1 rRNA gene is annotated in these 319 nt (G+C 40.1%); it reads left to right on the top strand.

Annotated elements, in window-relative coordinates:
* Positions 1–203 precede the first annotated feature (203 nt).
* A 5S ribosomal RNA gene (gene rrf / locus H5116_RS20155) occupies positions 204–318 on the top strand.
* Position 319: the final 1 nt, after the last annotated feature.

Here is a 319-nt window from a genome sequence, read left to right as displayed (position 1 = left end):
GTGGAAGTGGTGTGAGCCATTAAGCTAACTTGTACTAATTACCCGTGAGGCTTAACCATACAACGCCAAACGCGTTTTATGCGACAGTTTAGACAGAAGTTAATATGACTAAAGTAGATATTACTGAAAAGACTTAAAAAATATTATCAGATATTTTCCAAATTCAGTTAGTGCGTAGCGATACGAATTAACGCCCTAATTTGCTTGGTGACAATAGCGTTTTGGACCCACCTGACTCCATGCCGAACTCAGTAGTGAAACGAAACAGCGCCGATGATAGTGTAGCATTTGCTATGTGAAAGTAGGACATTACCAGGCT

Source organism: Pseudoalteromonas sp. SG45-2, from assembly GCF_014164115.1.
GTDB classification, from domain to species: Bacteria; Pseudomonadota; Gammaproteobacteria; order Enterobacterales; family Alteromonadaceae; genus Pseudoalteromonas; species Pseudoalteromonas distincta.
This window is presented reverse-complemented; position numbering and strand designations above follow the sequence as displayed.